The 18,627-nt window shown below is 65.7% G+C and carries 22 protein-coding genes; 13 read left to right on the top strand and 9 right to left on the bottom strand.

Annotated features, from left to right (window positions below):
* The first annotated feature begins 139 nt into the window (after window positions 1-139).
* From QTI24_RS18070 to QTI24_RS18045, 6 genes are all read left to right on the top strand, one after another.
* Window positions 140-805, top strand: coding sequence for a TetR/AcrR family transcriptional regulator (locus tag QTI24_RS18070; RefSeq protein WP_286602268.1), 666 nt, complete (start codon window positions 140-142; stop codon window positions 803-805).
* Window positions 806-813: 8 nt separating this feature from the next.
* The gene (locus QTI24_RS18065; RefSeq protein WP_286602266.1) at window positions 814-1,662 is read left to right on the top strand and encodes an alpha/beta hydrolase; all 849 of its coding nucleotides are present in this window, start codon (window positions 814-816) and stop codon (window positions 1,660-1,662) included.
* Window positions 1,663-1,770: 108 nt separating this feature from the next.
* Entirely contained in the window at window positions 1,771-2,385 is a 615-nt protein-coding gene (locus QTI24_RS18060) for a murein L,D-transpeptidase catalytic domain-containing protein (protein ID WP_286602264.1), read from the top strand.
* A 90-nt stretch (window positions 2,386-2,475) separates the two neighbouring features.
* Window positions 2,476-3,129, top strand: a complete 654-nt coding sequence (locus QTI24_RS18055; RefSeq protein WP_286602263.1) for a hypothetical protein — start codon at window positions 2,476-2,478, stop codon at window positions 3,127-3,129.
* Between the two features lie 72 nt (window positions 3,130-3,201).
* A complete protein-coding gene (locus tag QTI24_RS18050) occupies window positions 3,202-3,972 on the top strand; it encodes a class II aldolase/adducin family protein (protein ID WP_286602261.1) in 771 nt (256 codons plus the stop codon).
* Between the two features lie 21 nt (window positions 3,973-3,993).
* Entirely contained in the window at window positions 3,994-4,704 is a 711-nt protein-coding gene (locus QTI24_RS18045) for a hypothetical protein (RefSeq protein ID WP_286602260.1), read from the top strand.
* Here QTI24_RS18045 and QTI24_RS18040 read toward each other — a convergent pair.
* On the bottom strand, window positions 4,695-4,943 hold the full coding sequence (locus QTI24_RS18040; protein ID WP_286602258.1) for a DUF3297 family protein: 249 nt from the start codon (window positions 4,941-4,943) through the stop codon (window positions 4,695-4,697). The genes QTI24_RS18045 and QTI24_RS18040 overlap by 10 nt on opposite strands.
* 183 nt (window positions 4,944-5,126) lie before the next feature.
* On the opposite strand from QTI24_RS18040, the gene QTI24_RS18035 reads away from it, so the two are divergent.
* Genes QTI24_RS18035 through QTI24_RS18010 form a run of 6 tightly spaced genes read left to right on the top strand, consistent with a single transcriptional unit; the run spans window position 5,127 to window position 10,509 of the window.
* Window positions 5,127-5,993: a branched-chain amino acid ABC transporter permease gene (locus QTI24_RS18035; RefSeq protein ID WP_286602257.1), complete on the top strand. Its 867-nt coding sequence runs from the start codon at window positions 5,127-5,129 to the stop codon at window positions 5,991-5,993.
* Window positions 5,993-7,015 carry a branched-chain amino acid ABC transporter permease gene (locus QTI24_RS18030; protein ID WP_286602255.1) on the top strand — a complete coding sequence of 341 codons (1,023 nt, stop codon included), beginning with the start codon at window positions 5,993-5,995 and terminating at the stop codon, window positions 7,013-7,015. The genes QTI24_RS18035 and QTI24_RS18030 overlap by 1 nt, the downstream gene beginning before the upstream one ends.
* Window positions 7,008-7,772 carry an ABC transporter ATP-binding protein gene (locus QTI24_RS18025; RefSeq protein WP_286602252.1) on the top strand — a complete coding sequence of 255 codons (765 nt, stop codon included), beginning with the start codon at window positions 7,008-7,010 and terminating at the stop codon, window positions 7,770-7,772. Before QTI24_RS18030 ends, QTI24_RS18025 begins: the two co-directional genes overlap by 8 nt.
* Complete coding sequence (locus QTI24_RS18020) at window positions 7,759-8,466, top strand: ABC transporter ATP-binding protein (RefSeq protein WP_286567674.1); 708 nt, start codon at window positions 7,759-7,761, stop codon at window positions 8,464-8,466. Before QTI24_RS18025 ends, QTI24_RS18020 begins: the two co-directional genes overlap by 14 nt.
* A gap of 45 nt (window positions 8,467-8,511) precedes the next feature.
* On the top strand, window positions 8,512-9,696 hold the full coding sequence (locus QTI24_RS18015) for an ABC transporter substrate-binding protein (RefSeq protein WP_286602251.1): 1,185 nt from the start codon (window positions 8,512-8,514) through the stop codon (window positions 9,694-9,696).
* Window positions 9,697-9,741: 45 nt separating this feature from the next.
* Window positions 9,742-10,509 (top strand): crotonase/enoyl-CoA hydratase family protein, encoded by a 768-nt coding sequence (locus QTI24_RS18010; RefSeq protein WP_286602250.1) that lies wholly within the window; start codon window positions 9,742-9,744, stop codon window positions 10,507-10,509.
* 17 nt (window positions 10,510-10,526) lie between these two features.
* Here QTI24_RS18010 and QTI24_RS18005 read toward each other — a convergent pair whose 3' ends face one another.
* Entirely contained in the window at window positions 10,527-11,762 is a 1,236-nt protein-coding gene (locus QTI24_RS18005) for an acyl-CoA dehydrogenase family protein (RefSeq protein WP_286602248.1), read from the bottom strand.
* A gap of 22 nt (window positions 11,763-11,784) precedes the next feature.
* A complete protein-coding gene (locus tag QTI24_RS18000) occupies window positions 11,785-12,549 on the bottom strand; it encodes an SDR family NAD(P)-dependent oxidoreductase (RefSeq protein ID WP_286602247.1) in 765 nt (254 codons plus the stop codon).
* 152 nt (window positions 12,550-12,701) lie between these two features.
* Between QTI24_RS18000 and QTI24_RS17995 the strand changes: the two genes are divergently transcribed.
* Window positions 12,702-13,931: a TetR/AcrR family transcriptional regulator gene (locus QTI24_RS17995; RefSeq protein ID WP_286602246.1), complete on the top strand. Its 1,230-nt coding sequence runs from the start codon at window positions 12,702-12,704 to the stop codon at window positions 13,929-13,931.
* Here QTI24_RS17995 and QTI24_RS17990 read toward each other — a convergent pair.
* From QTI24_RS17990 to gnd, 6 genes are all read right to left on the bottom strand, one after another.
* Window positions 13,928-14,323 carry a hypothetical protein gene (locus tag QTI24_RS17990; protein WP_286602243.1) on the bottom strand — a complete coding sequence of 132 codons (396 nt, stop codon included), beginning with the start codon at window positions 14,321-14,323 and terminating at the stop codon, window positions 13,928-13,930. The genes QTI24_RS17995 and QTI24_RS17990 overlap by 4 nt on opposite strands.
* Before the next feature lie 20 nt (window positions 14,324-14,343).
* Window positions 14,344-14,505: a hypothetical protein gene (locus tag QTI24_RS17985; protein ID WP_286602242.1), complete on the bottom strand. Its 162-nt coding sequence runs from the start codon at window positions 14,503-14,505 to the stop codon at window positions 14,344-14,346.
* Window positions 14,506-14,635: 130 nt separating this feature from the next.
* A complete protein-coding gene (locus QTI24_RS17980; RefSeq protein WP_286602241.1) occupies window positions 14,636-15,010 on the bottom strand; it encodes a P-loop NTPase family protein in 375 nt (124 codons plus the stop codon).
* Window positions 15,011-15,102: 92 nt separating this feature from the next.
* Window positions 15,103-15,735 carry a response regulator gene (locus QTI24_RS17975; protein ID WP_286602240.1) on the bottom strand — a complete coding sequence of 211 codons (633 nt, stop codon included), beginning with the start codon at window positions 15,733-15,735 and terminating at the stop codon, window positions 15,103-15,105.
* Between the two features lie 120 nt (window positions 15,736-15,855).
* Window positions 15,856-17,505: a phosphoglucomutase (alpha-D-glucose-1,6-bisphosphate-dependent) gene (gene pgm, locus QTI24_RS17970; RefSeq protein WP_286602239.1), complete on the bottom strand. Its 1,650-nt coding sequence runs from the start codon at window positions 17,503-17,505 to the stop codon at window positions 15,856-15,858.
* Entirely contained in the window at window positions 17,502-18,515 is a 1,014-nt protein-coding gene (gene gnd / locus QTI24_RS17965; protein ID WP_286602238.1) for a phosphogluconate dehydrogenase (NAD(+)-dependent, decarboxylating), read from the bottom strand. Before gnd ends, pgm begins: the two co-directional genes overlap by 4 nt.
* Window positions 18,516-18,627 lie beyond the last annotated feature (112 nt).

Here is an 18,627-nt window from a genome sequence, read left to right as displayed (position 1 = left end):
CGCCAGTTGCCTCGGGATCTCGGAAGTCTCGGATGACAGGTTTGAGACTTGCGTCTCAAATCGGGATCGCTGCATCATACGGTCCGGCCGCAGCTGTTCACAATAGATTCCGGACCTGTCCGAGCCCCGTACAAACCCCATGGCCCGACTGAAGCACAAGCTGAGCGAACCCCCGACACCCCCCGAACGCGGAGTCAGGGCCGCGACTTTCCGCTTGCTGCTGGACACCGCCATGACCATCATCCAGGAGAGCGGCCACATCCCCTCGGTGGCCGAATGCGCGGCGCGGTCGAAGGTGTCGCGCGCCACCGCGTACCGCTACTTCCCGAGCCGGAGCGCGCTGGTGACGGCAGTGATCGACAGCTCGCTCGGCCCGGTGCGAAGGCTCGCTTCGGACAACCCCAACGGCCGCGAGCGGGTGCATGAGCTGTTCCTGCAGACTTTTCCGCGATTCAAGGAATTCGAGGCGCAACTGCGCGCCGCCGCACAGTTGTCGCTGGAGCAATGGGGCCTGGAGCGTGCAGGGCTGCTGGAGGAGGAGCCCTATCGGCGAGGCCATCGCGTGCGCATCCTCCAGCATGCGATCGAGCCACTCGCGCCACTAATGCGGCCTGCGGTGCGGGACCGGCTGCATCACGCGCTGTCCGTCGTCTACGGCATCGAGCCCTACGTGATCCTCAAGGACATCTGGGGCCTGCGCGATCGCGAGGTCGAACGCACTGCGCTGTGGATGGCCGATGCGCTGATCGATGCGGCGCTGCGCGAATCCGAGCAGAAGCCGCCGCCCAGGCGCAAGACAAGTTGAGGAGTTCCATGCCCGATCGATCGCCCGAGTGGTTCGACGCCCAGTACAACAGCCGCGCACGCATCTCCGAGCATCCGGCGATCCTCCAGCACTGGGCCGATGCATCGGCGCGCGCGCTGGCCCGGCCGGGCTGGGTGTTCGATGTGGCCTACGGAGACGACCCGAGCGAACGGCTCGACATTCTTCCCGCGGGCGCAGATGCACCGGTGTTCGTCTACATCCACGGCGGCTATTGGCGCGCGCTCGACAAGCGCGACCACGCCTTCGTCGCGCCGCCGCTGGCGGACGCTGGCGCGATGGTCGTCAACCTCAACTACGCGTTGTGTCCTTCGGTGAGCATCGAACACATCGCCCTGCAACTCGTGAAGGCGCTGGCCTGGGTCTGGCGGAACGCCTCGGTGCATGGCGGCGACCCGAAGCGCATCGTCGTGGCGGGCCATTCCGCGGGCGGGCATCTGGCAACGATGCTGCTGGCCTGCGACTGGCAGGCGGTGGCATCGGACCTGCCGGCGGACCTCGTGAAGTCGGCCCTGTCGATCTCGGGCCTATACGAATTGGAGCCGCTTCGGCATGCGCCCTTCCTCGCCGCGGATATCGGCCTGACCGCAGCCTCGGCCCTGCGCCTCAGTCCCGCTGCGATGCCAGCACCTTCGCGCGGATCATTAGTGACGGTGGTGGGCGGCGCCGAAAGCGAGGAGTTCCATAGGCAGGCCGCTCTGATCGCCAAGGCCTGGGGCCTGCGCGTCGTGATCGCTTCGGAGATCGAGGCGGGGCGCAATCACATGGATGTGCTCAATCAGCTTGCCGATCCGCAGTCGACAACGAATCGGCAGGCCCTGCAGCTTCTTGGGCTCTGAGTTGCCGAATGTCCGGGCTGCGTTGCACCAAAGTGCTATTCAAATCCAGGGACGAAGACGCTAGGCTGCGCCGAGCAATGCCTCTGGTGGGCGTCGGAGAGGTGCGGTGTGACCAGACGATGGTGGCTGCGAACAGCGCTGGGCGTCATCTTGGCTCGCGGCTACCTGGCCGCGAGTCCGGCGTCGGCCCAACAGGGCATGCCCGCCCGCTCGCCGTTGCTGGGGCCGGCCATTGCCTATGTGCTGGAGCAGCCCTCCGAACATCCCTACTCCGCGGTGCTGGACTATTCGGTGCACTCGAGCCAGCCGCGCTTTCATGTGATTGATCGCTCGACCCGGACCATCGCTCACAGCTTCGTGGTCGCGCACGGCATCGGGTCCGAGCCGGAAGACAACGACGGCATCCCGCAGGTCTTCCTGGATGTGCCCGACAGCTTCGCCAGCAGCATCGGCCTGTTCAGGACCGACGAGATCTACATGAGCCCGACGGAGGGCAACGGCCTCTCCATGCGCCTGCGCGGCCTTTCGCCGACGAACAGCAATGCCTACAAGCGGCTGATCGTCATCCACGCTCAGTGGTACGTCGAGCCGGAATTCGTCGCGTTGTACGGCAAGGCGGGGCGCAGCGACGGGTGCTTGGTCTTCTCTTCCGCCGATCGAGATACGGTGATCGACCTGTTGCGCGGAGGGGCGCTGATCTTCGCGGTGGCCGGAGTGGCCTGACGGACGCCTTTCGGTGCGCGGGTGTGCCAAAGCGCACATCCACCGCGAGCCACGACAGAAAGAATGGGCGCCGAACCTCAGGAGAACACTATGCAGTGGCCCTCCGCCGCCGAGCTCGGCTTGCGCGCTCCATTGCCGTCGGGCTACCACTACGAGCTGCTTGACCGGCGCCAGATCCCTGCGCTGATTTCGGCGCTTGGAGCGTGGTATCCGGGCATCGCTGTCGGCAACGCAAGCTGTCACCTGCGCGAGGACTTCTACCTGCACAGGGTGTGTCTGGAGGACGAGCTCGATCGAGACTTCATGGTTGTCCTGATCAAGCAGGGCGACCACTTGGCAGGCGTGTTCTCGGGCGAGCGGGATCCGGACGGCGAGGTCTTGTACGGGCGCATCTGCGCCATTTCGCCAAAGCATCGGGGCGCGCACCTGAGCAGGAGCGTTCCCCTGCTCGAGGAGGCGCTGGGCCGCGCGATGGGCATGGGGATGGCGTACGGCCTCGCCACGATGCACTACCCGCACATGCAAGCGACCTTCGAGCGTATGGGATGGCGGCTGGTCGGCATCACGCCTGGATTCGACCGGGAACTCGTGGCGCCGGGCGTCGTCAAGCGCGTGTACGAAGCCGTGTACGCGAAGGTGCTAGTGGCGGAGGAAGGGCTGTTGCGACCGCAGGCCCGGAGCATGACGCCAGCGGTCAGGGCACTGTTCGGGTTTCTCTTTCCGGGACAGTGCGACAACGCCTGACGGACCACTGAGCGGACGTGCTACTGTCGCCCACCCTCCAACCAGCGGGGGCTGAACTCCAGGAGACCCATCGTGCAGATCGGCGTACAGAGCTTCGCATCCCGGGTTCCACCGCGTTTCGACAACAAACCCGCCGAGCGGACTTACCTGCTGCAACGCCTCGCCGCCGCCTGTCGCATCTTTGGCCGGCGCGGATTTTCCGAGGGACTTCTGGGGCACATCACGATGCGTGACCCCGAGTTGCCTGATCACTTCTGGGTCAATCCGGTCGGCGTCGCGATGAACCGCGTCAAGGTATCGGATCTGGTTCAGGTCAACCATCAGGGACAAGTGGTGCGCGGCAGCGGCATGGTCAATCCCGTCGGGCTCCTGTTGCACACCGCCATCCATCGAGCGCGCCCGGAGGTGGGCGCCGTCTGCCACGCGCATGCCTTGCATGCATCGACCTGGTCGTCATTCGAGCGATTGCTCGACCCCATCACGCAGGATGCCTGCATCTTCTTCGAGAACCAGGCGCTCATTCGGGAACCGAGGGTGGTACGCGACGCGGAGGCTGCGGCCCGGTTCGCTGCCGGATTCGGCGACAAGCGCGTCGCGATCCATGGCGGGCATGGCATCTTCACGACGGGGCAGAGCATCGACGAGGCGGCCTGGTGGTTCGTTCTGATGAATCGATGCTGCGAATCGCAACTCTTGGCCGAGGCGGCAGGAAAGCCGACCCACTGGCAGACGGAAGATGCCCGCTGGCTCGCGTCGGTACTGGGCTCACCAACATTCGGTTGGCTCTCGTTTCAAACACTGTGGGATGACATCATTGCGAGCGACCCGGATCTCGTGGGTTGAAGCAAGCCAGTAGTCCTCCCGATGAGCCAACCCCCTCGACTTGCCTCCTATTTCTGGAGCGGCGATGCCATCCGCAGCCGAAGCGTGAGCGATGTCGTGCTGTCGGGCACGCTCGACGTGCCGGCGCCTCCTGCAAGGCTGACGGCCGATTGGGAGCGGGAGATATCGTTGCGCGTGGGCCTCGAACCCGGGGATGTCGAGCCATTGCCCTTGGCGCGAGCGCGTGTGCGCTGGCCGGACTACAGGCACTGCGTGCAGGCGGTGTCCGACTGGACGCGCGCGCTCGGTCTGCACGACGTGCTGGCCTCCAGCGATGTCGCCCTGATGGCCTGCCGAGGTGCAAGGTACCACCATGACGGCGCCCAATATGGCGGCGCGGCCTTCTGCAACCTCTTCGTGAGCGAGGACAGGGGGCTGGACGTTCATTTCCCCGCTGCAGGCCGGCGAATCCCCCTGGTCAGGGGCACGGCCCTGATTTTCGACACTGGGCAGCCGCACGCCGTCATCCGGCGCGGCAGCAGCGGCTTCGATGTGGCTGACTTCGCGCCTGAAGAGGATTGCACCCAGATTTTCCTGACCTGGGAGCTTCCCATCGAGCATGCCGACGTCGGACGCGCACTTGGGATCGCGCTCGACATCGACCCCGCAACCTCGTCGCAACTGGATGAAGAGCAAGTTCGGCTGAACGGAGCGCGCGCCAGCGTGTGCCCGGATTCGGGTGCCTACTTGTAGAACGCCTCCACCTTGCCCTTCAGCTTGATCAGCAGGGGCTTGCCCTTGCGGTCCAGCGTACGGCCGGCGGGCACCTTGATCCAGCCTTCGCTGACGCAGTATTCCTCGACGTCGCCGCGCTCCTTGTCGTTGAAGCGGATGCCGATGTCGTGGTCGAACACGGCCGGGATGTGATGCGGGCTGCGCGGGTCGATCGACAGGTGGTCGGGCAGGGGTGGCTTTGGAGAAGTTTCGGTCATGAAATAGAGATTCCTCGGGGCCTCTATTCTGAATTACCTACCAGCCGGTAGAAACAGGTGTCTCACACGTGACGCACTCTCAGGTGAAACCTTGAGGCCGTACGACCGGTGCCACTTCCACAATCAGCGCCTCGCCTCGATGCCGCACCGGCGTCGTTCCCCCCGAGTCATTCCGAGGAACACGTGGAGCTCTTTTTTCAGCAACTTCTGAACGGCCTCACCATCGGCGGCGTCTACAGCCTGGTGGCACTGGGCCTGACACTGGTGTACGGCATCCTGCACGTGCCCAATTTCGCGCACGGCGCGTTCTACATGACCGGAGCGTTCGCCGGCTACTACCTGATGGCCAAGCTGGGCGTGAACTACTGGCTTTCCATGGCCGGGGCGGCGGCGATCGTCGCGGTGATCGCGATGCTGGCGCAGAGGCTGGTGTTCCATCCCCTGCGCAATGCACCCGAACTGCACGACATGATCGCGGCCATCGGCATCCTGCTGTTCCTCGAGGCGGGTGCGCAGGCCCTCTTCGGAGCGGACTTCCACCGCATGCCGACGCCCTACGGGCAGGTGGTCGAGATCTTCGGTCTCACCGCGCCGCTGCAGCGCCTGTTGATCATCGCGGGCGCCTTCGGGCTGATGGTGCTGCTGCACCTGTTCCTCAACCACACGGTGCTCGGCTCGACGATCATCGCGATGGCGCAGAACCGCGACGGCGCCGCGCTGGTCGGCATCGACGCGACGCGCGTGACGCTGCTGGTGTTCGCCATCTCGGGCGCGCTGGCCGCGATCGCGGCGGTGCTCTATGCGCCGATCAATCTTGTCTACCCGGCCATGGGCAACCTGGTGATCACCAAGGCCTTCGTGATCATCATTCTGGGTGGCATGGGCAGCTTCCCGGGGGCGATCGTCGGCGGGCTGATCATCGGCATGGCCGAGAGCTTCGGCGGCTTCTATTTCTCGACGGACTACAAGGACATCATCGCCTTCGTGCTGCTGGTCGTCATCCTGTCCTTTCGGCCGCAGGGCCTCTTCACCGCGAAAGGGGCGCGCTGATGAACTGGCTTCAAGGCAGAACGGGCTGGGCGCTGCTCGCCGTCGTGGCGCTCGTGTTCCCCTACTTCGCGCAGAACAACTACCTGATCTCGGTGGCGACGCAGGCCTTCATCATGGCCATCGCCGCGCTGGGGCTGAACCTGATCACCGGCTACACGGGCCAGTTCAATCTCGCGCATGGCGCCTTCATGGCCGTCGGTGCGTACACGGTCGGCATCCTGACGGTCGATCACCACGTCGCGTTCTGGCTGGCCTTCGTGCTGGCCGGTGTCGTGACCGGCGTGCTCGGCTTCTTCATCGGCCTGCTGTCACTGCGGCTCAAGGGCCACTACTTCTCGATCTTCACGCTGTGCGTGAGCTACATCATGTTTCTGCTCATCGAGAAGTGGGAGAGCCTGACGCACGGGCCGGTGGGCATCATGGGCATCCCGGCGCCCACGGGGATCGGGCCGGTGCAGTTCGGCACGCCGCTCTCGCAGTACTACCTGGTGCTCGCCTTCCTCGCGCTGGGCATCTGGATCATGTCGCGCATCGTGCATTCGCTGCTCGGCCGCAGCTTCATGGCGGTGCGCAACAGCGACGACCTGGCTGAAGCGCTCGGCATCGACCTGATGCGCACCAAGACGCTGTCCTTCGTACTGTCCGTGGTCTATGCCGGGTTTGCTGGCGCGCTGTACGCGGGGCAGGTCCGCTTTCTCGGGCCGGATCTCGCGAGCGAGGTGGTGACCTTCGACCTCGTCATGTTCACGCTGGTCGGCGGCATCGGCACGCTGCTCGGGCCGCTGGTCGGCACCTTTTTGGTCACCTGGCTCACGCAGAGCCTGCAGTTCCTGCAGGACTACCGCATGGTGGTGTTCGGCCCCGTGCTGATTGCGCTGATCATCTTCCTGCCCGACGGCATCGTCGGCACTTGGCTCAAGCGGCGCGCGCAGCGCGCGGATGCGGCCAAGGCGGCGAAAGCGCGGCCGGCGGAACCAGTCGTCGTCGACGCAGGCGCGAGGGAGGCACAAGGCAATGCTTGAGATCAACGACCTGACAAAGCAGTTCTTCGGCCTCACCGCGGTGGACCAGGTATCGACGCGCTTCGAGCGCGGGCAGGTCAGCGCCATCATCGGACCGAACGGCGCGGGCAAGACCACCTTCTTCAACCTGGTGGCGGGCACGCACAAGCCCACCTCCGGTCGCATCGCCTTCAACGGCCGGGACGTCACGGGCATGCGGCCCGATCACGTCGCCAAGCTGGGCATCGCGCGCACCTTCCAGACCACGCACCTGTTCGACAACGCGACCGTGCTGGACAACCTGATCGTCGGCCGCCGGCTGCGCACGAAGTCGGGGCTGTGGGACGTGCTCGCGAACACGCGGCGGCTGAAGGAGGAAGAGCGCCTGTGCCGCGACAAGGCACAGGAAGCGCTCGACTTCGTGGGCCTGTCGCACGTTGCCAACCGCATCGCGGCCGACATTACGCAGGAGGAACGCAAGCGCGTGGCCTTCGCGCTGGCGCTCGCGACCGACCCGGAACTGCTGCTGCTCGACGAGCCGGCCGGCGGCGTGAACCCCGAGGAGACGGTGGGCCTCGCGGCCCTGATCCGCAAGCTGGTGGACCACGGCAAGACCGTGTGCCTGATCGAGCACAAGATGGACATGATCATGCGACTGGCCGACAAGATCGTTGTGCTGAACAACGGCGCCAAGATCGCCGAGGGCACGCCCGCCGAGATCCGGCGCGATCCGCACGTGATCGAGGCCTACCTGGGAGCCGACCATGCTGCGGTTTGAAGGCGTCGACCTGCACTACGGCAGCTTCCGCGCGCTGAGCGGCGTCAACCTGCACGCCGCGCCCGGCGAGTTGGTCGTGCTGCTGGGCGCCAATGGCGCGGGCAAGACCTCGATCTTCATGGCCGCGAGCGGCATCCAGAAGCCGAGCGCCGGCAGCATCCGCTTCGGCGATCGCGAACTCGTGGGCCAGCGGCCCGCGCAGATCGTCGGCGCGGGCCTGGTGCATTGCCCCGAGGGACGCAAGCTGTTCCCGATGATGTCGGTCAAGAAGAACCTCACGCTCGGTGCCTACGTGCACCGGCGCGACAAGGCGGGCATCCAGCGCTCGCTCGACGAGGTGTTCGAGCTGTTTCCGATCCTCGAGAAAAAGCAGAACGATCCGGCCGGCTCGCTGTCGGGCGGGCAGCAGCAGATGGTGGCCATCGGCCGCGCGATGCTCGGGCGACCCAAGCTGCTGCTGCTCGACGAGCCGTCGCTCGGCCTCGCGCCGCTGATCGTCAAGCAGGTGTTCGAAGTCATCCAGCGCATCAACCAGTCCGGCACCACCGTACTGTTGGCCGAGCAGAACGCTTACTCGGCCTTGGCCATCGCCCACCGCGCCTATGTGATCGAGCGCGGCCACATCACGCTGGAAGGCGATCGCGATTCGCTGCTCCACAACGAGGCCGTGCGCGCCGCCTACATCGGCGCCTGAGCCGACGCCCTTCTTCTTCTTTCCATCAACCGGAGACATTCCCTCATGAACAGATCTGCAATTTCCCGCCGTCGCCTGAACCTGCTGCCCATCGCCGTGGCCCTCGCGGGTGCGTTCGGCGCCGGCAGCGCCCTCGCGCAGGACACGGTCAAGATCGGCTTCACCGGTCCGCTGAGCGGCGGCGCCGCGCTCTATGGAAAGAACGTGGTGAACGGCATGGAAATGGCCATTAAGGAAATCAACGCCGCGGGCCTGGAGGTCGGCGGCAAGAAGGTCAAGCTCGAACTGGTGGCGCTGGACGACAAGTACTCGCCGGCCGATGCCGCGATCAACGCGCGCCGCCTGGTGCAGCAGTACCAGACACCGGCGGTGTTCGTGCCGCACTCGGGCGGCATCTACGCGATGCAGGCGTTCAACGAGCAGGAAAAGTTCATCGTGATGGCGTACTCCAGCACGCCGAAGATCACCGAAACCGGCAACAAGCTCACCATTCGCATTCCGCCGACCTTCAACTCGTACATCGAGCCCTTCACCCAGTACGAGATGAAGAAGTTCGGCAAGAAGGTCGGCATGCTGCCGGGCGACCACGAATACGCGAAGAACTGGTCCCAGCTCTTCGGTCCGGCCTGGGAGAAGGCGGGCGGCACCATCGCATCCAACAACCCGATGTCCTACAACCGCTCGGCCGACTTCTACAGCGGCGTGAGCCGCGTGCTGGCCGAGAAGCCGGATGTGCTCTTCGTCGGCGGCCCGTCGGAGCCGACCGCGCTGGTCGCCAAGCAGGCGCGCGAGCTGGGCTTCAAGGGCGGCTTCCTGATCATGGACCAGGCCAAGCTCGACGAGATGGCGAAGGTCACGGGCGGCCTCGCGCCGCTCGAAGGATCGATCGGCGTGCTGCCGGTGTCGTACGACGATCGCGTGGGCCCCAAGACCTTCGCCGCCGCCTATCGCAAGGCCTACGGCGCCGACAAGGACCCGACCACCGAGTCCTCGTACAACTACGCGCTGACGCATGCGGTGGCCCTCGCCATGAAGCTGGCCGGCACGACGACGGACGCCACCGCCATCCGCTCCAAGATCGGCGAGGCGCTCACCAAGCTGCCGAAGGAAACGAACGCCGGCAACTTCAACGGCGTGGACGCCGTCGGCGGCACGATCGTCGATCCGCTGGTCGCCACGGTCGAGGGTGGCAAGATCAAGCCCGTGAACCTGAGCGATCTGATGAAGTAAACCGGTGGGCCGCGCCCGGTCCACTCGAAGGAAGAGAGGCATGCCATGTCCCATGTTTCATTCGAAGTCGATCAGGCGGTCTGCACCATCACGCTGAACCGGCCGGAGAAGCGCAACGCCGTCAACGGTGTTGTCGCGGCAGAACTGCTGGCCGCGTTCGAGCGCTTCGAGGCCGATGAGACTTTGCGCGTCGCCGTGCTGACAGGCGGGGGTGGTCACTTTTGCGGCGGCGCTGATCTCGGCGCGGTCAGCAATCCGGCTGAGCGCAACGAACTCGACCCCGAAGGCGGCGGGAACGGGCCGATGGGGCCGACGCGGATGGCGCTGTCGAAGCCGCTGATCGCTGCGGTCAACGGCTATGCGGTGGCCGGAGGGCTGGAACTCGCGCTGCTGGCGGATCTTCGCGTCGCGGACCAGGACGCGACCTTCGGCGTGTTCTGCCGCCGCTGGGGCGTGCCGCTGATCGACGGCGGCACCGTGCGTTTGCCGCGCATCGTCGGGATGGGGCGTGCGCTCGACCTCATTCTCACGGGACGTGCCGTGCCAGCACCCGAAGCGTTGGCGATGGGCCTGGTCAACCGGCTTACCCCGCCGGGCGGCGCATTGGCCGCGGCGCAGGAACTGGCCCGGCAGATCGCCGCCTTTCCGCAGCAATGCATGTTGGCCGATCGAAGGTCAGCGTACGAGCAGTGGGATCTTCCGCTCGACGTGGCACTTCGTCGTGAAGGCGCGCAGGGCGTGCCCGTGGTGCTGGCGGGAGGCGAGGCCGGCGCGGCACGCTTCGTCGCCGGCGCCGGCCGTCACGGCACGTAGGGGACGCCGGCGAATCGTCAGGCCACGCGGTGCCTGCCGTACTCCATGCGGGCGATCGCGCGGTTGTGCACTTCGTCGGGGCCGTCGGCCAGCCGCATCGTGCGCATGCTGGCGTACTGCTTGGCCAGGCCGAAGTCCGTCGTCACGCCGCCCGCGCCATGCGCCTGGATGGCGTCGTCGATGATCTTCAGCGCCATGCGCGGTGCGGCGACCTTGATCATCGCGATCTCGAGCTGCGCGACCTTGTTGCCCACGCGGTCCATCATGTCGGCCGCCTTGAGGCACAGCAGGCGCGTCATCTCGATGTCGATGCGCGCTTCGGCCACGCGCTGCTCCCACACGGATTGTTCGGAGATGCGCTTGCCGAAGGCCACACGCGATTGCAGGCGCTTGACCATCTTCTCCAGGGCGGCTTCGGCGCTGCCGATGGTGCGCATGCAATGGTGGATGCGTCCCGGGCCGAGACGCCCCTGCGCGATCTCGAAGCCGCGGCCTTCGCCCAGCAGCAGGTTGGACACCGGCACGCGCACGTCGCGAAACACCACCTCGGCATGGCCGTGCGGCGCATCGTCGAAGCCGAACACCGGCAGCATGCGGACGATTTCGATGCCGGGCGTGTCCAGCGGCACGAGGATCTGCGACTGCTGCGAATGGCGCGGCGCCTCGGGGTCGGTCTTGCCCATGACGATGGCGATCTGGCAGCGCGGATCACCCACGCCCGACGACCACCACTTGCGGCCGTTGATGACGTAGTTGTCGCCGTCGCGGCGGATCTCGGTCTGGATGTTGGTCGCGTCCGACGAAGCCACGTCGGGCTCGGTCATCAGGAAGGCCGAGCGGATCTCGCCAGCCAGCAGCGGCTGCAGCCAGCGGTCCTTGTGCGCGTCGCTGCCGTAGCGGATCAGCACTTCCATGTTGCCGGTGTCCGGCGCCGAGCAATTGAAGACCTCGGAGGCAAAGCCGACCTTGCCCATCTCTTCCGCGCACACGGCGTATTCGAGATTGGTCAGGCCCGCGCCGCGGTAGGGGCTGCCTTCCGGCACCGAGTCGCGCGGCAGGAACAGGTTCCACAGCCCCTCTGACTTGGCCTTGGCCTTGAGTTCCTCGACGATGGGAACGACCTGCCAGCGGTTCTCACCGAAGTCCTTCATCTGCTGCACGTACACCGGCACGGCGGGGTAGATGTGTTGGTTCATGAAGGCCACGACGCGGTCGCGCCAGTGCACCTGCTTGTCGGAAAGGGTGAAGTCCATGGGGGCTTTCTTGAAAGGGATTTCAGCAGGTGACGCCGCCATCGATGACGAGGGATTGACCCGTCATGAAGGCCCCCGCCTGCGAGGCGAGGAAGATGGCAGCGCCGGCGATCTCGTCGGGCTCTCCGATGCGCCGCAGCGGCGTGTTGGACGTGCGGTGCTTGAGGTTCTCGGGGTCTTCCCACAGCGCGCGTGCGAAGTCGGTCTTGATGAGGCCGGGTGCGATGCAGTTCACCCGCACGTTGTGCGGCCCGTATTCGACGGCCAGGTTGCGCGCGAGCTGGAAGTCCGCGGCCTTCGACACGTTGTACGCGCCGATGACGGGCGATCCACGCAGTCCGCCGATCGACGAGACGATGATGATCGAACCCTCCTTGCGCTCGATCATCTGCGGCACCGCGAAGTTGATCAGCCAATGGTTGGCGATGACGTTGTTCTCGAGGATCTTGCGGAACTGGTCGTCCTCGATGCCGCCGAGCGGGCCGTAGTAAGGGTTGGAGGCCGCATTGCAGACGACGATGTCGACCCGGCCGAGTTGCCGCGTCGTCTCTTCCACTAGGTGCTGCAGATCCTGCTTGGAAGAAATGTTGGCGGGCACGGAGATTGCGGCGCCTTCGCCGTGGGCCCGGTTGATGGCGTCGCGCACTTCGGCGCAGGCCTCGGGCTTGCGTGATGAGATGACGACCTTGGCGCCATGCTCGGCCATGCGCTCGGCGATGGCGCGGCCGATGCCGCGCGAGGAACCCGTGATGATGGCCACCTTGCCGGCCAGTGAAAACAAGGACATGGATGTCTCCTGACTGCCTGAAAATGCAAAGACCGGATCTTCGAAGAATGAGGAAAAAAGCACGGTCCTTTAAGTGACTCGGCCTCGAATCCCCGGCGTACCGAGTGTTCCATCCGATGCATGATCGCGCGCCCAACCATCGATTGCCACGCATGCCCGTCGAGACCTCGAGAGAAACGCAAACTGCGCGCTTCAATGAAAAGCGCGATGCCATTCTGGGCGCCGCGGCGTTGCGATTCAATGAGCAGGGGGTGAAGGGAGCGACGCTTGCCGACATTGCGGCCAGCGTGGGACTGGTGACCAACAGCGTCACCTACTACTACCGCAAGAAGGAAGACCTCGCGACGGCCTGCTTCCTGCGTGCGATTACGTTGTTCGACGACATCGCGAAGGCCTCGGTGCGACAGCCGAACGTGCCCGAACGGGTGCGCTCGTACTTGCGCAGCCACGCGGCCCTGCAGGCCGCCGTGCGCGTCGGCCAGCATCCACCGGTGGTGGTCTTCAGCGACGTGCGGGCGCTGCCGAGCCCGCAACTCGAAGAGGTGCATCGCGCCTACACGGACATGTTCCGCCGCGTGCGCTCGCTCTTCAAGGGTGAGGAGACCGCAGGGTGGGCCAAGGACACCCGCAATGCGCGCACCCACATGCTGCTGTCGCTCGCCAACTGGTTGCCGGTGTGGTTCGGACGGTACGAGGAATCGGAATACGTCCGAATGGCCGATCGTGTGGCCGACATCGCGCTCCACGGCATGGGCGCCGCCTCGGCCGAATGGCAGGTGGAGGGCGATGCATCATGGCCGATACCGACCGAGGCCGGTCCCCTTGATGCGTTCTTGCGCGCCGCCACGGCGCTGGTGAACGAGAAGGGCTATCGCGGCGCCTCGGTCGACGAAATCTCGGCCCGTCTCCATGTGACCAAGGGGTCCTTCTATCACCACAACGACAACAAGCTCGACCTGATCGCGGCCTGCTTCGACCGCACCTTCAAGGTGGTCCGGCAAGCGCTGGAGGCCGCGGAGTCGCTTGAGGGCAGCGGCTGGAGGCGGGCGGCCTCGGCAACCCAGGCACTGGTGCGGTTCCAGCTTTCCGGGGAGGGTCCGTTGCTTCGGTTGTCGTCCACCAGTGTGCTGCCCGATCAGGCGGACCGCGCCCGCGTTCACAAGACGTTGCAGCAGCTGACCGAACGCATGGCGAGCGTGCTCGTCGACGGCCTGATGGACGGTTCGGTGCGTCCGCTGGACACGTCGATCGCTGCGCAGATGGTGATGGGGCTCGTCAACGGCGCTGCGGAATTGCACCGCTGGGTGCCGGGAGTCACCGAAGAGTCAGTGGCCGCGTTGTACGTGCGGCCGATTTTTTGCGGCCTGTTGAGCGCCGACTAGCGGGGAGGGTGGCGCCGCGGGCGCTTCAGGTAGGCGTCCCGCACGATGAGCGCCATCGTCTCGATCGGTGTGAAGACCATCGATGCGCCTGCAAGCACGGCGCAGCAGAAGTCCCCCAGCTGGAAGATCGCCGGCGGATAGGGTTGGGCGAGGAAGGGGCTGAGCAAGACGGCGTGGGCCACGAAGAGCACGAAGTTGGCAATGACCACCGCGATCAGCAGCCCACTGCGGAACATGGCGGAGCAGATCAGCCCCTGCAGCGTGGCTGCGGCGAGCAGCGCCATGCCCATGGGGTAGCCCGCAGCGTAGGCCTCCAGGCCGAGCGCTGCGAGCACGAGCGAGACGGCAGCCAGGAGCGCCGACTTCCGGCGCACGGATGCCAGGGCGGCCACCGGCCGCACAGGCTCCATCATCAGTGGAGTGGCGCGCCGCGGATCGTGTCGGCGGATTTCTGGAGCTGGCGCTCCATTTCCTCCGTGAGGTGCGATCTGCCCCACCAGCCGAGATGATCGACCAGCCATCCGCCGACGAGCACCATCGCGAGGACGCCAAGGGTGTAAAGGTCTGAGTCCATGATCCGCTTCCCTTCCGATTCGATGGCTCCAGTCTGTACGGGCGCAGCCCTGCTGTGAATCTGCCAATCGACAGGTGTTGTTAAACGACGGCGTACAGCTTTTGACATTGCGCCGGGAGGGCATCCACGGCTAGCCCTTGCCCGATTTACGCGATGTCCCCAGGGCCTTGGCGCGTTCCTTCTGCAACTCCTTGAGGCGCGCCACTTGGTCGGGGCAATCCGCCTGGGTGCCGATCAGCACCACCGGATTGCGCCGCAGGGCAGTGACGGTCTTCTCGACCTGCGCCGGATCGCGGTGCTTGACCACCAGCCCGGCGGCCACGGCGGCCTTGGACTGCTTGTAGAAGGCTTTTTCGAATCCCGGCGTGCCGCATCGCGCGGCGATCACCCGATAGTCCGCTTCCTGCTGCTCTCCCGACGAGTCGGACGGCTGCGCGCCGACGGCCCACGGAAGGCAGGTGGCGGATACCCAGAGCAGGGCTCGGACGTTGAAGCGCGCTTTCATGACACCCTCACTTCCGCACCGGCGGATGGAAGTGGGAGTGATTTTGCGCCGATCAGTTGCCGCGTCGAAACAAAGTTTGTGGCAACTCACACTCAGCTGATCAGCTGATTCTTCAGCGCGTAGTAGGTGAGGTCGCTGTTGGAGGCGAGGTTCATCTTCTCCATCAGGCGGCTGCGGTAGGTGCTGACCGTCTTGACCGAGAGCGAGAGGTGCTCCGCGATGCTCCCAGCCGTTTCACCGGTGGCCAGCTTCAGGAACACCTGGAACTCACGTTCGGACAGCTGCTCGTGCGGCGCCGCGTCGTTCTTGCGGTCGAGCTGGCGCGCCAGGAGTTCGGCCACTGCGGGCGTGATGTAGCGCCGGCCCAGCGAGATGGTGCGGATCGCATCCACGATCTCCTTGGGGTCGCATTCCTTGTTGAGGTAGCCGCTGGCGCCCTGGCGGATGAGGTTCATCGCGTAGTGCTCTTCGGGATAGCCGCTGAGGATCAGAATGCCGGTGTCGGGCGCCTTGGCGCGCACCATCGCGATCGCGTCGATGCCGCTCTGGCCCGGCATGGACAGGTCCATGACCAGCACATCGATCTCGTGGGATCGCACCAGGTCGATCGCTTCGCGTCCGCTGGCCGCTTCGCCGACGACACGGAGGTCGACGTGTTGCGAGAAAAAGTCCTTCAGGCCCGTCCGCACGATCGCGTGGTCGTCCACGATTCCGATCTTGATCATCTTTTGCTCCTCAAGTTATTGGCCGGGTGAGCATGCGGCGAACACCCGCCATTGCATGTCTGCGGGCGACCCGAGAGCGCGTAGGACAAGCCGTGAATCAGCTTGCAGGAAAAGAAGAGATCAAGGAGAGATCGCCGCATCGACGATGGTCTGGGCTTCGTCCAGGATGCGGCGCAGGTGCTCGGCGCCACGGAAGCTTTCGCCGTAGATCTTGTAGATGTTCTCGGTGCCCGAGGGCCGTGCAGCGAACCATCCGCCCTGGGAGATCACCTTGATGCCGCCGATCGCCGCGCCGTTTCCGGGCGCATGGCTCAAGACGTTCTCGATCTTCTCGCCTGCGAGTTCGCTGGCGCCGAGCTGCTGCGGCGAGAGCGCCGAGAGTTGCTTCTTCTGCTGGGCCGTGGCCGGCGCGTCGATCCGGCTCGCGACCGGATTGCCGAACTCGTTCGCTAGGTCGGTGTAGAGCGCACCGGGGTCGCGGCCCCTGCGTGCGGTGATTTCCGCAGAGAGCAGCGCGGCGGTGATGCCGTCCTTATCGGTGGTCCATGCCGAGCCGTCGCGCCGCAGGAAAGTGGCACCTGCGCTTTCCTCGCCGACGAAGCCGAGAGATGCGTCGAGCAATCCATCGGCGAACCATTTGAAGCCCACCGGGACTTCGTAGAGACGACGACCGAGCCTTGCGGTCAGGCGGTCGATGAGCTGCGTCGAGACGACTGTCTTGCCGACGGCCACCTGCGGGCCCCACTGCGGGCGGTGCTGGAACAAGTAGTCGACGACCACCGAAAGGTAGTGGTTCGGCGCCAGAAGCCCCGCACCACCGGTGACGATGCCATGCCGGTCGTGGTCCGTGTCGCAGGCAAAGCCGACGTCGAAGCGGTCCTTGATGTCGAGCAGGCGCTGCATCGCATAGCCCGAGGAAGGGTCCATGCGGATCTGGCCGTCCCAGTCCAGCGTCATGAAGCCGAATCGCGGATCGACCGTGTCGCTGACGACGGTGAGATCGAGCTTGTAGCGGTCGGCAATCGCCGACCAGTAGTGGACGCCGGCGCCGCCCAGCGGGTCGACGCCCATGCGGACATGGGCGTCACGGATCGCTTCCATGTCGATCACCTGGTCGAGGTCGCCGACATAGGCGTCGAGGAAATCGTGGCGGTGCGTCGTCGCGGCCTTCAAGGCCAAGGCGTGCGGCATGCGCTTGACGCCGTCGAGCCGTAGTTCGAGGTAGCGGTTGGCTGCGGCTTCGACCCCGCCGGTGATGTCCTGCCCGGCCGGTCCGCCATTGGGCGGGTTGTATTTGAAGCCGCCGTCGCGCGGCGGGTTGTGCGATGGCGTGACGACGACGCCGTCGGCGAGGCCGCTGCTGCGTCCCCGGTTGTAGGTCAGGATCGCGTGCGACAAGGCCGGGGTCGGCGTGAATTCGTCATTCGTCGCCAGCATCACGTCGACGCCATTCGCTGCCAGCACCTCGAGCGCGCTCGCGCAGGCGGGTTGCGAGAGCGCGTGCGTGTCGATGCCGAGGAACAGCGGCCCGTCGATGCCTTTTGCCTTGCGGTAGTCGCAGATCGCCTGTGTGACCGCGAGCACGTGCCACTCGTTGAAGGAGCGCTCGAAGGCCGACCCCCGATGGCCGGACGTTCCGAACGCGACCCGTTGCGTCGCGATGCCGGGGTCGGGAGCGTCTGCGTAGTAGGCCGCAACGAGTGCGCTCACGTCGATGAGGGATCCGGCCGGTGCCGGCTGGCCGGCGAGGGGGTTGATGCGATCACTCATGATTTCTTCTCCGCGTGGCCTCCGAACTGGTGCCGCAGGGCCGACAGCACGCGATTGGAAAAGTCCGCCTCGCCGCGCGAACTGAATCGCGCGTAGACCGCGGAACTCAGCACCGGCGTGGGCACGCCTTCGTCGATCGCGGCCTGGAGGGTCCAGCGGCCCTCGCCGGAATCGGAGACACGGCCCTGGAAATTCGTGAGGTCCGGATCGGCGGTGAGCGCGGTGGCGGTGAGATCGAGGAGCCAGGAGCCGATCACGCTGCCGCGCCGCCACAGCTCGGTGATCTCGGGCAGGTTCATGTCGTACTGATAGAGCGTGGGGTCGCGCAGCGGCGTCGTCTCGGCGTCGATGTCGTGCGAGCGCTTGCCGATGTTGGCGCCGCGGAGGATGTTGAGACCCTCCGCATACGCGGCCATGATTCCGTATTCGATGCCGTTGTGCACCATCTTGACGAAGTGGCCCGCGCCGTGAGGGCCGCAATGCAGATAGCCTTGATCGGCCGTACTGGCGCCGGCGGCTCGGCCGGGTGTCGGCGGGTGCTCGCCGGCGCCTGGCGCCAGCGTGGCGAACAGCGGCGATAGGTGCTGCACCGTCTCTGCTTCGCCGCCGATCATGAGGCAGTAGCCGCGTTCGAATCCGGCAATGCCGCCGCTGGTGCCCACGTCGACATAGTGCAGGCCCAGGGCGTGCAACTCGTTGCCGCGGCGGATGTCGTCGCGGTAGTGGGAGTTGCCGCCGTCGATGACGATGTCGCCGGGCTGCAGCAACGGCGTCAGCGTGGCGAGTGCCGCGTCGACGGCCGCTGCGGGGACCATGAGCCAGATCGCACGGGGCCGCGCGAGCTTGGCAACGAAATCCTGCAGCGTGGCAGCGCCGGTCGCGCCTTGGGCGGCCAATCGCTCGATGGAGGCGGGTGCGTTGTCATGCACGACACAGTCGTGGCCTCCACGCATCAGGCGGCTCGTCATGTTGGCGCCCATGCGTCCGAGTCCGATCATGCCGATTTGCATCGCAAAGCTCCTTTGAGTCTGGTTGGGTTGAGGTGTGAGCGCGCCCCTGCCGAACGAGTTCCGAAGACGTCGGGAGCGGCCGGCGATCATCTTCCCGCGCAAGCAAAAAGTC

Origin of the sequence: Variovorax sp. J22P240 (genome assembly GCF_030316855.1) — a bacterium.
Lineage (GTDB): Bacteria > Pseudomonadota > Gammaproteobacteria > Burkholderiales > Burkholderiaceae_C > Variovorax.
Note: the sequence above shows the minus strand (reverse complement) of the source record. Positions and strands in the feature narration are given on the sequence as shown.

Bases quoted from the DNA above. Each gene is read 5' to 3' on its own strand.
- QTI24_RS18070 (WP_286602268.1), top strand. From the start codon at position 140: ATGGCCCGACTGAAGCACAAGCTGAGCGAACCCCCGACACCCCCCGAA.
- QTI24_RS18065 (WP_286602266.1), top strand. From the start codon at position 814: ATGCCCGATCGATCGCCCGAGTGGTTCGACGCCCAGTACAACAGCCGC.
- QTI24_RS18055 (WP_286602263.1), top strand. From the start codon at position 2,476: ATGCAGTGGCCCTCCGCCGCCGAGCTCGGCTTGCGCGCTCCATTGCCG.
- QTI24_RS18045 (WP_286602260.1), top strand. From the start codon at position 3,994: ATGAGCCAACCCCCTCGACTTGCCTCCTATTTCTGGAGCGGCGATGCC.
- QTI24_RS18040 (WP_286602258.1), bottom strand. From the start codon at position 4,943: ATGACCGAAACTTCTCCAAAGCCACCCCTGCCCGACCACCTGTCGATC.
- QTI24_RS18030 (WP_286602255.1), top strand. From the start codon at position 5,993: ATGAACTGGCTTCAAGGCAGAACGGGCTGGGCGCTGCTCGCCGTCGTG.
- QTI24_RS18025 (WP_286602252.1), top strand. From the start codon at position 7,008: ATGCTTGAGATCAACGACCTGACAAAGCAGTTCTTCGGCCTCACCGCG.
- QTI24_RS18020 (WP_286567674.1), top strand. From the start codon at position 7,759: ATGCTGCGGTTTGAAGGCGTCGACCTGCACTACGGCAGCTTCCGCGCG.
- QTI24_RS18015 (WP_286602251.1), top strand. From the start codon at position 8,512: ATGAACAGATCTGCAATTTCCCGCCGTCGCCTGAACCTGCTGCCCATC.
- QTI24_RS18010 (WP_286602250.1), top strand. From the start codon at position 9,742: ATGTCCCATGTTTCATTCGAAGTCGATCAGGCGGTCTGCACCATCACG.
- QTI24_RS18005 (WP_286602248.1), bottom strand. From the start codon at position 11,762: ATGGACTTCACCCTTTCCGACAAGCAGGTGCACTGGCGCGACCGCGTC.
- QTI24_RS18000 (WP_286602247.1), bottom strand. From the start codon at position 12,549: ATGTCCTTGTTTTCACTGGCCGGCAAGGTGGCCATCATCACGGGTTCC.
- QTI24_RS17995 (WP_286602246.1), top strand. From the start codon at position 12,702: ATGCCCGTCGAGACCTCGAGAGAAACGCAAACTGCGCGCTTCAATGAA.
- QTI24_RS17985 (WP_286602242.1), bottom strand. From the start codon at position 14,505: ATGGACTCAGACCTTTACACCCTTGGCGTCCTCGCGATGGTGCTCGTC.
- QTI24_RS17980 (WP_286602241.1), bottom strand. From the start codon at position 15,010: ATGAAAGCGCGCTTCAACGTCCGAGCCCTGCTCTGGGTATCCGCCACC.
- QTI24_RS17975 (WP_286602240.1), bottom strand. From the start codon at position 15,735: ATGATCAAGATCGGAATCGTGGACGACCACGCGATCGTGCGGACGGGC.
- pgm (WP_286602239.1), bottom strand. From the start codon at position 17,505: ATGAGTGATCGCATCAACCCCCTCGCCGGCCAGCCGGCACCGGCCGGA.
- gnd (WP_286602238.1), bottom strand. From the start codon at position 18,515: ATGCAAATCGGCATGATCGGACTCGGACGCATGGGCGCCAACATGACG.